The sequence below is a fragment of the Pseudomonas triticifolii genome, assembly GCF_014358015.1.
In the GTDB taxonomy this organism is placed as follows: Bacteria; Pseudomonadota; Gammaproteobacteria; order Pseudomonadales; family Pseudomonadaceae; genus Aquipseudomonas; species Aquipseudomonas triticifolii.
Map to the genome: position 1 here is coordinate 75040 of NZ_JACONV010000019.1, position 9146 is coordinate 84185.

Genomic DNA, 9146 nt, shown 5'->3' on the forward strand with positions numbered 1-9146 from the left:
ACAGAGGAATAACAACAATGATTATTTACGGTGTGGCGTTTTTGGCGTTTTGTACGCTGGTGGGTATTTTCATCGGCGAAGTACTGGGCAAATTGATAGGCGTGCCGGCCAATGTCGGCGGCGTTGGTATTGCCATGTTGCTGCTGATCGGGCTCGGCAGTTATCTGAGCAAGCGTGGACTGTTCAAAGGCAAGACAGAACAGGGTGTCGAATTCTGGAGCGCGATCTACATTCCGATCGTGGTCGCGATGGCCGCACAGCAGAATGTCTATGGTGCCCTGAAGGGCGGCCCGATGGCGATCCTCGCTGGCACGCTGGCCGTGGTGGTTGCCTTCGCGATGGTTCCGGTCCTGACACGCATGGGCAAAGGACAGACACAAGTCCCTGCCGCTCCTACCAAGACGGCGGGGTAAGGGTCATGTACGAGTCCATGATAAAGGTCATCACCAGTTACGGGCTGATCAGCGGCTTTGCGGTCATCGGCATCACGATGTGGTTTTCCTACTGGCTCTCCGACACTTTCACCAAAGGCCGTCTGCACGGTTCGGCCATCGCGATCTTGCTGGGGCTTGTGCTGTCCTATATCGGCGGGGCGATGACGGGCGGGCAGAAAGGTGTCGTGGATCTTCCACTGCTCTCCGGCATTGGCCTGCTAGGCGGGGCAATGCTGCGGGATTTTGCGATTGTCGCGACGGCCTTCGGCGTCAACGTCAATGAGCTGAAGCGGGCGGGATACGTAGGTGTCCTCTCATTGTTCGTCGGTATCGCTACCTCGTTCATTGCCGGTGTAGGGGTTGCCAGTGCATTCGGATATACCGATGCGGTCAGCCTGACGACCATCGGCGCAGGAGCCGTGACCTACATCGTCGGCCCCGTGACCGGCGCGGCCATCGGTGCCAGCTCGGAAGTCATGGCGCTGTCCATTGCGGCGGGATTGATCAAGGCGATTCTGGTCATGATCGCAACGCCCTTTGTGGCACCGTTCATTGGTTTGAATAACCCGCGTAGTGCGGTCATCTTCGGCGGGCTGATGGGAACGTCGAGTGGTGTGGCGGGTGGGCTGGCGGCAACCGATCCGAAGCTGGTGCCTTATGGCTGCCTGACCGCTGCGTTTTATACCGCGCTGGGTTGCCTGTTGGGGCCTTCGCTGTTGTTCGTCATCATGCGTGGTCTGCTGGGATAGCCTGCTCATACCTCAAGCGCGGGCCTGCGCTTGAGGTGGGTTGTGCTCAAGGCGATTGCGGCTCCAGCAACCTGTTTGCATACATCCGGCATTCCGCCACCAGTGCCAGCAGATTGGGGTCGCGCTCCTTGGACTTGAGAAACACCATGCCGATGTGTTGCTGCATCCGGTAGCGCTGCTGCAGCGGGATCAGCCGCACACGGTTCTCATAAACGGCCGCGATGCGCCCTGGCAGCAGCGCATAGCCGACGCCAGAGCTGACCATGCTCAGCAGCGTGAAGATGTCATTGACCTGCATCGCCACCTTGGGCTCGAAACCGGCCTGCTCGAATACCCGGATGCCGTCGCGGTGGGTGGCGAAGCCTTGGGTCAGGGTGATGAACGTCGCTTCGCGCAGGTCGCTCAGGTCCACTTCGTGGTGTGCGGCGAACGGCGAATCGGTGGGCACGGCCAGAAAGATATCGTCCGAAAACAGCGCCAGGTGCTCGCAGTCCGGGTCGTTGGTGCTTTCATCCAGTGACACCAGCATCGCGTCCACCTCCATATTCTTGAGCTTGTAGAGCAGGTCGATGTTGGAGCCCAGAATCAGGTCGATATTCAACTCGCTGCGGCGGATCTTCAAGCCCATGATCAACTGCGGCACGGTCTTGACCGTCAGCGAATACAAGGCCCCGAGCCGAAACCGCGCTGCCGAGAACCCCGCAGCCTGACGCGTCAGTTCAACCGTAGTGATCACGTCCTGAATCAGCTTTTGCGCACGTTCCTCCAGGATATAAGCACTCTCCAGTGGCGTCAGGTTGCGGCCTTCGTGCTTGAACAGTGGGCAGCGCAGGGCGCTTTCCAGCGAGTGAATGGCGCGATGCACACTGACGTTGCTGGTCTGCAATTCCGCCGCGGCGCGGGCCAGATTGCCGGTGCGCATGAAGGCCAGGAAGATTTCCAGTTTTTTGAGCGTGAGTTCGTCATCGATCTGCATGGCGTGGCGCTTTTTATTGATGTGGCTGGATTGTGCACAACTAAAGCGAGGCTGGCTGCCTGAAATATCTGTCACAGACAGATACGTTGCACTTTGTTTCAATAACCGGGAGCCTCTGCAATCAGCGTTTTCGGCAAAACAAGGTAATACGTGGATGTACTACGGAGAAAAATTCAACGCCTGGTCTCATCTCGTGGGTGCTGTTCTGGCGGCCGTCGGGGCCATCTGGCTGCTGGTCATGGCGAGCCTGCATGGCGATGTCTGGAAGGTGGTCAGCATGGCGATCTATGGCGTCTGTCTGGTTACCCTTTATAGCGTCTCGACGGTTTACCACAGCGTGAAAGGGCGCTCGAAGTCCATCATGCAGAAGGTTGATCATTTTTCGATCTACCTGATGATCGCTGGCAGCTACACACCGTTCTGCCTCGTCACCTTGCGCGGCGCGTGGGGCTGGACCCTGTTCGGGATCGTCTGGGGGCTGGCGCTTATCGGTATCCTGCAGGAGATCAAGCCACGGTCGGAAGCGCGGATTCTTTCCATCGTGATCTACGCGGTGATGGGCTGGATCGTCCTGGTCGCCATCAAACCGCTGCTGGCGGCGCTCGGCGTGGCCGGCTTCATCTGGCTGGCGGGCGGTGGCGTGCTGTACACCGTCGGCATCCTTTTCTTCGCCTACGACCACATCCGCCACTGGCACGGCATCTGGCACCTGTTCGTGATCGGCGGCAGTCTGATGCACTTCGTGGCGATTTGTTTTTATGTGCTTTGAGGGGACCGGATCACCATTGCGGAGTGTGCCGGGAAACGTTGCGACACACGGCACTCAGCGGACTGCTGCATTCGCGGACAAGTCCGCTCCCACGAAATCAGTTTTCTTCAGTGGGTTACGGGTTGATTGATAGGGGGCGGTTTGCCAGCGATGACACGCTTTTCCTGACATACCGCGTCATCGTTCATCGCGGGCAAGCCCCCTCCCACAAGGACTGCGCGTCATACCTAAAAATCGCCCCACAACTGCTGCGCCACACTCAACGCCACAACGGGGGCGGTTTCGGTGCGCAGCACGCGCGGGCCGAGTCGGGCGGCGTGGAAACCGGCAGTTTGGGCGTGTTCGACTTCGGCGTCATTCAGGCCGCCTTCCGGGCCGATCAGAAACGCCAGGCTTGCCGGTTTTTCGTGGCTGGTCAGGGGTTCGGCAACCGGGTGCAGGACCAGTTTCAGGTCGGCTTCGGTCTGTTTCAACCAGTCGGCCAGCGGCATCGGCGGGTGGATCACCGGGACCACCGAGCGGCCGCACTGTTCACAGGCGCTGACCGCGATCTGCTGCCAGTGCGCCTGACGCTTTTCAGCACGTTCATCCTTGAGGCGCACTTCGCAGCGTTCGCTGACGATCGGGGTGATTTCGCTCACGCCCAGTTCGGTGGCTTTCTGAATGGCCCAGTCCATTCGCTCGCCACGCGACAGGCCCTGACCCAGGTGAATGCGCAGCCCTGACTCGACCTGACCGGCAAAGCATTCGTCCAGTTGCACACGAACACGTTTCTTGCCGACCTCCAGCAAGGTGCCGCGAAACTCACTGCCGGAGCCATCGAACAGCTGCAATGCGTCGCCTTCGGTCATGCGCAGTACGCGGCTGATGTAATGCGCCTGGGCTTCGGGTAATTCGTGCTCGCCCAGGCTCAGCGGCGTGTCGGTGAAAAAGCGGGACAGTCTCATGGTGTTTCTCTGTAGGCGTACTGATGTGTTTGTCTTGAGAAAGCCTTCGCGGACAAACCCGCTCCTACGCGGTATGTAATCCAGCGTGGGAGCGGACTTGTCCGCGAAGGCATCGGCCTGTTATTGCCAGATCAGCCCGGATCCCTGAAGTCCGGATGAAAGTTTTCCCGCACCGCCACATTGATGCTGCTGCGCGTGGCGATGTCGATGCCTTCGGTGGCCACCTCGGCCAAAAAGTCGATCTGCTCGGGCGTGATCACGTAAGGCGGCAGGAAGTACACCACGCTGCCCAAAGGCCTCAGCAGTGCGCCTCGTTCCAGAGCGTGCTGGAACACCTTCATGCCCCGGCGCTCCTGCCACGGGTAGGCGGTCTTGCTGGCTTTGTCCTGGACCATCTCTATGGCAATCGCCATGCCCGTCTGGCGCACTTCCGCGACGTGCGGATGGTCCACCAGATGCGCCGTGGCACTTGCCATGCGTTGCGCGAGCGCCTTGTTGTTCTCGATAACGTTGTCCTGCTCGAAGATGTCCAGCGTCGCCAGCGCCGCGGCGCAGGCCAGCGGGTTGCCCGTGTAGCTGTGCGAGTGCAGGAAGGCGCGCAGGGTCGGGTAATCGTCGTAGAACGCGTCGTAGACATCGTCCGTCGTCAGGCAGGCTGCCAGCGGCAGATAGCCGCCGGTCAGGGCCTTGGACAGGCACAGGAAGTCAGGACGAATGCCCGCCTGTTCACACGCGAACATCGTGCCGGTACGGCCGAAACCCACGGCGATTTCATCGTGGATCAGGTGTACGCCATAACGGTCACAGGCTTCGCGCAGCAGTTTCAGATAAATCGGGTGATACATGCGCATGCCGCCCGCGCCCTGAATCAGCGGCTCGACGATCACCGCCGCAACGCTGGCGTGGTGCTCTGCCAGCGTCTGCTCCATGGCCGCGAACAGGTTGCGCGAGTGTTCTTCCCAGCTCATGCCGTCGGGGCGGTGGTAGCAGTCAGGGCTTGGCACCTTGATGGTGTCCAGCAGCAGCGCCTTGTAGGTTTCGGTGAACAGCGGCACGTCGCCGACCGACATCGCGGCCATGGTTTCGCCGTGGTAGCTGTTGGTCAGCGTCACGAAACGCTTCTTTTCCGGCTGGCCGCGATTGAGCCAGTAGTGAAAGCTCATTTTCAACGCGACTTCGATGCAGGACGAACCATTATCGGCGTAGAAGCAGCGTGTCAGCCCTTCAGGTGTGAGCTTGACCAGGCGCTCCGACAGCTCAATCACCGGCTGGTGACTGAAACCGGCCAGAATCACATGCTCCAGCTGATCAACCTGATCCTTGATGCGCTGATTGATACGCGGGTTGGCGTGTCCGAACACGTTTACCCACCAGGAACTGACGGCGTCCAGATAGCGCTTGCCTTCGAAGTCTTCCAGCCACACCCCTTCGCCACGCTTGATCGGGATCAACGGCAGGTTTTCGTGGTCTTTCATCTGGGTGCAGGGGTGCCACAAGACCTTGAGGTCACGCTGCATCCACTGGTCATTCAGGCCCATATGCAATCTCCGGGTAGCGACTCGCTTGAGGCGAGGACGAACAATCGCGCAAGCCTATGCAATGCCCGGCTGTGTCACAACCTTTGATGCAGTTTTAAGGGGCGACGGACATTGCTGGCGGCTATCTGATGGCTCGCGTATCCTGCCTCGCTATTCGATGTTCCGGGCTGACTTGCCCAACCTTCCCCTTGTTTTTTCGGAGTTCACGGAATGCTTTCTGGGTGGCTGCGCGCGTGTGCGCTGATAGTGACAGGGCTGGTCAGCGTTTCGACGCTCGCTGATGACAAACAACGAACCGCGATTGTCGTCGGCGGCGGCATGGCTGGCCTGACAGCGGCCTATGAACTGCAAGTCAAAGGCTGGCAGGTCACGCTGCTCGAAGCCAAGCCGAGTCTGGGCGGACGCTCGGGGCTGGCCACCAGTGAGTGGATCGGCAACACCAAGGCGCAGCCGGTACTCAACCGCTATCTGGACGCTTTCAAGCTGGCTACCGTGCCTGCACCCGAGTTCGTACGTACGCCCAGCTACCTGATCGATGGCGTGCACTTCACCCAGGCGGATCTGGCGGTCAAACAGCCGGCCACTGCCGAAGCCATCAAGCGTTACAACGATACGCTGGACAACCTGGCGCGTTCGATTGATGACCCACAGAACCCGGCGTCCAACAGCACCCTGTTCGCGCTCGACCAGATCAACGTCGCCAACTGGCTGGATCGCCTGAACCTGCCGACCACAGCGCGGCAGTTGATCAATCAGCAGATTCGTACGCGTTACGACGAGCCTTCGCGCCTGTCGCTGCTGTATTTCGCTCAGCAGTCCAGTGTCTATCGCTCCGTGGATGAGCGTGACCTGCGGGCCTCGCGTCTGCCGGGTGGCAGCACCGTGCTGGCTCAGGCGTTCGTCAAGCAGCTGAAAACCATCAAAACCAATTCGCCTGTGTCGGCCGTCATTCAAGACAAGGACCACGTCACGGTCAAGGCCGGTGCGGCGAGCTACACCGCTGATTACGTCGTCATGGCAGTGCCCTTGCGTTCGCTGAGCAAGATTCAGATGACCCCCGCGCTGGATGCCCAGCACATGGGCGCGATCAAGAGCACCAACTATGGCTGGCGCGACCAGATCATGCTCAAGTTCAAGACGCCGGTCTGGGACAGCAAGGCGCGCATGTCGGGTGAAGTGTTCAGTAACACGGGCCTTGGCATGCTGTGGATCGAGCCTGCGCTCAAGGGCGGCGCTAATGTGGTGATCAACCTGTCCGGCGACAACGCTCGCATCATGCAGGCCTTTGGCGACAAGCAACTGGTCGATCAGGTGCTGATCCGCCTGCATGCGTTCTACCCTGAGGCACGCGGTGCCTACACCGGTTATGAAATCCGTCGTTACAGCGTCGACCCGTCCACGGGCGGTTCGTATCTGGCGTTCGGTCCCGGCCAGATCAGCAAATACTGGCGTCTGTGGGAAAGGCCGATCCAGCGTGTCGCGTTCGCGGGTGAGCACACCGACACCTTGTACCCCGGCACACTGGAAGGTGCGCTGCGCAGTGGTCAGCGGGCAGCCAGTCAGGTGCAGGATCTGGCGGCAGGCAAGTCGTTCGAACCGGTCAAGGTCGCTCCGCCGAAGGCACCAGCGCCAGCGCCGCAGAAGTCGGACTGTAACTTCTTCACCAGCCTGTTTGGTTGCACTTCCGATAAGCCGGTCGAGCCTGCCAAGCCGCAAGCGGAGAAACCTGGCTTCTTCTCGCGCCTGTTCGGCGGCTCCGACGCACCGGTACAAACCCCGGCACCCGCTGAGAAAGCCCCTGAACCTGCTCCAGCACCTGCGCCGGTTCCGGCTCCGGTCGCACCCGTCGTCGCCCCTGTGGTTGCGCCGCCGGTGAAAGCCGAACCCGTCAAGAAGCCTACGGCAAAGGCTGAACCGGCGAAGAAGACGCAGCACAAAGAGCCTGCGAAAAAAGAACCGGCCAAGAAAGAACCGGTGAAGAAGGAGCCCGTGAAAAAGGCACCAGCCAAGGCCGATGACGCCAAAAAGCCTGCCGCCAAGGCTACTGATACAGCGCCTGCCGACGTCAAGAACTGACGGGCAACCGCTGAACGCAAGGGGCACGGTGCAAACCGTGCCCCTTTTTTTATGCGCGGCGAATTCGTTCTCTCTCTGGGCGTGCGGTGAAATGAGTTCACGGGCTGCAATGCTGCCGTTCATCGGCATCGAACGGCCGATGGTCATGACAAAGTGTTACGGCGCTGAATTTATCGGGATGCTGCTGCAGCGAAGGCGATGAAAGGTCAGGGATGCGGAAAATTTCAGCCTCCGATCGATCATGTTCTTCGATGCATCGAAGCGAAATTTTGCGCTTTCATTCGATAGATAAAACGCTAGTCTGGTAACACTTCTGACAAGGTATTGGCAATGCAGCTAGGTAACTCATCCTCTCGCTACGGTCTGGTCAGCATGGTGCTGCACTGGGGTGTGGCTGTTGTAGTGTTTGGTTTGTTCGCACTGGGGCTCTGGATGGTCGGGCTGGATTACTACGATACCTGGCGTAAAGCCGGGCCTGATCTGCACAAGAGCATTGGCATCACGCTGTTTGCAATCATGCTCGTTCGTGTGGTCTGGCGTTTGCTCAGCCCACCACCGCCGCCGTTGTCGAGCTACAGCCGCATGACGCGCATCGGCGCTGCGTTTGGTCATCTGTTTCTGTACGTTGCGCTGTTTGCCGTGATGTTTGCCGGTTACCTGATCTCCACCGCCGATGGCGTAGGGATCCCGGTATTCGGCCTGTTCGAAATACCTGCCCTGGTTTCCGGTCTGCCGGAGCAGGCAGAAACCGCTGGCTGGATTCACCTGTATCTGGCCTGGACCATCGTGATTTTCGCGGGGCTCCATGGCCTGGCTGCATTGAAACACCACTTTATCGATCGCGATGTGACCCTTAAACGCATGTTGGGTCTACATTGATTGTTCAACCAAAACGGGAATAAAAGCATGTTGAAGAAGTCTCTCGCCGCTCTGGCTCTGGGTACCGCACTGTTGTCTGCTGGTCAGGCAATGGCTGCCGACTACGTTATCGACAAGGAAGGTCAGCACGCTTTCGTTGACTTCAAGATCAGCCACCTGGGCTACAGCTTCATCCACGGTACCTTCAAGGACTGGGACGGTACGTTCAGTTTCGACGCTGCCAAGCCTGAAGCCAGCAAGATCGCGGTCGAGCTGAAGACTGCCAGCCTGTTTACCAACCATGCCGAGCGCGACAAGCACATCCTGAGCAAGGACTTCCTGGACGCCGGCAAATTCCCGGAAGCCAAGTTCGTCTCCACCAGCGTCAAATCCACCGGTGCCAAGACGGCTGATGTGACCGGCGACCTGACCCTGCACGGCGTGACCAAGCCAATCGTGATCAAGGCCACGTTCAACGGCGAAGGCAAGGATCCATGGGGCGGCTACCGTGCCGGCTTCAACGGTACTTCGACGCTTAACCTGAACGACTTCGGCATCAAAGGCCCAGGCCCAACGTCGCAGACGCTGGATCTGGACATCACCTTCGAAGGTGTACAGAAGAAGTAAGTGTCCGCCTGAACGAAAAAACGCCGACCCTTGGGTCGGCGTTTTTGTGTATGGCGTTTGTACAGCCTGAGCAAGTGACGCTCAGCGTCATGGGCTGTATGCCCGCGCAAAGGTCTGGAAGTCGCGCAAAACGGGCGTCAAAGCGAAAGTGCCTGACTGAATGCATACCCGT

General features: G+C 59.3%; 9 protein-coding genes. 6 read left to right on the forward strand and 3 right to left on the reverse strand.

The genetic code is table 11. From position 1 onward, the window contains the following. Positions 1-17 precede the first annotated feature (17 nt). Positions 18-413, forward strand: coding sequence for a malonate transporter subunit MadL (madL, locus tag H8S56_RS19865; protein ID WP_024688478.1), 396 nt, complete (start codon positions 18-20; stop codon positions 411-413). A 5-nt stretch (positions 414-418) separates the two neighbouring features. Beyond that, complete coding sequence (madM, locus tag H8S56_RS19870) at positions 419-1183, forward strand: malonate transporter subunit MadM (RefSeq protein ID WP_024688479.1); 765 nt, start codon at positions 419-421, stop codon at positions 1181-1183. Between the two features lie 46 nt (positions 1184-1229). On the opposite strand, the gene H8S56_RS19875 is transcribed toward madM, so the two are convergent. Continuing rightward, positions 1230-2159, reverse strand: a complete 930-nt coding sequence (locus H8S56_RS19875) for a LysR family transcriptional regulator (protein ID WP_024688480.1) — start codon at positions 2157-2159, stop codon at positions 1230-1232. A 154-nt stretch (positions 2160-2313) separates the two neighbouring features. Here H8S56_RS19875 and trhA point away from each other — a divergent pair, with 154 nt between their 5' ends. Then, the gene (gene trhA, locus H8S56_RS19880) at positions 2314-2928 is read left to right on the forward strand and encodes a PAQR family membrane homeostasis protein TrhA (protein WP_024688481.1); all 615 of its coding nucleotides are present in this window, start codon (positions 2314-2316) and stop codon (positions 2926-2928) included. A gap of 227 nt (positions 2929-3155) precedes the next feature. On the opposite strand, the gene H8S56_RS19885 is transcribed toward trhA, so the two are convergent. Beyond that, entirely contained in the window at positions 3156-3875 is a 720-nt protein-coding gene (locus H8S56_RS19885; RefSeq protein WP_024689048.1) for a 16S rRNA (uracil(1498)-N(3))-methyltransferase, read from the reverse strand. Between the two features lie 131 nt (positions 3876-4006). Beyond that, positions 4007-5413, reverse strand: coding sequence for an adenosylmethionine--8-amino-7-oxononanoate transaminase (locus tag H8S56_RS19890; protein WP_024689049.1), 1407 nt, complete (start codon positions 5411-5413; stop codon positions 4007-4009). 210 nt (positions 5414-5623) lie between these two features. On the opposite strand from H8S56_RS19890, the gene H8S56_RS19895 reads away from it, so the two are divergent. The 3 genes from H8S56_RS19895 to H8S56_RS19905 all read left to right on the forward strand — a co-directional run bounded on the left by H8S56_RS19895 (position 5624) and on the right by H8S56_RS19905 (position 8974). Continuing rightward, on the forward strand, positions 5624-7489 hold the full coding sequence (locus H8S56_RS19895) for an FAD-dependent oxidoreductase (RefSeq protein WP_187519579.1): 1866 nt from the start codon (positions 5624-5626) through the stop codon (positions 7487-7489). 330 nt (positions 7490-7819) lie between these two features. Continuing rightward, positions 7820-8368, forward strand: a complete 549-nt coding sequence (locus H8S56_RS19900) for a cytochrome b (RefSeq protein ID WP_024695490.1) — start codon at positions 7820-7822, stop codon at positions 8366-8368. 27 nt (positions 8369-8395) lie between these two features. Beyond that, positions 8396-8974, forward strand: coding sequence for a YceI family protein (locus tag H8S56_RS19905; RefSeq protein ID WP_024689052.1), 579 nt, complete (start codon positions 8396-8398; stop codon positions 8972-8974). Positions 8975-9146: the final 172 nt, after the last annotated feature.

Coding starts and splice junctions, on each gene's coding strand:
- madM (WP_024688479.1), top strand. CDS start 419: ATGTACGAGTCCATGATAAAGGTCATCACCAGTTACGGGCTGATCAGC.
- madL (WP_024688478.1), top strand. CDS start 18: ATGATTATTTACGGTGTGGCGTTTTTGGCGTTTTGTACGCTGGTGGGT.
- H8S56_RS19900 (WP_024695490.1), top strand. CDS start 7,820: ATGCAGCTAGGTAACTCATCCTCTCGCTACGGTCTGGTCAGCATGGTG.
- H8S56_RS19895 (WP_187519579.1), top strand. CDS start 5,624: ATGCTTTCTGGGTGGCTGCGCGCGTGTGCGCTGATAGTGACAGGGCTG.
- H8S56_RS19875 (WP_024688480.1), bottom strand. CDS start 2,159: ATGCAGATCGATGACGAACTCACGCTCAAAAAACTGGAAATCTTCCTG.
- trhA (WP_024688481.1), top strand. CDS start 2,314: ATGTACTACGGAGAAAAATTCAACGCCTGGTCTCATCTCGTGGGTGCT.
- H8S56_RS19885 (WP_024689048.1), bottom strand. CDS start 3,875: ATGAGACTGTCCCGCTTTTTCACCGACACGCCGCTGAGCCTGGGCGAG.
- H8S56_RS19890 (WP_024689049.1), bottom strand. CDS start 5,413: ATGGGCCTGAATGACCAGTGGATGCAGCGTGACCTCAAGGTCTTGTGG.
- H8S56_RS19905 (WP_024689052.1), top strand. CDS start 8,396: ATGTTGAAGAAGTCTCTCGCCGCTCTGGCTCTGGGTACCGCACTGTTG.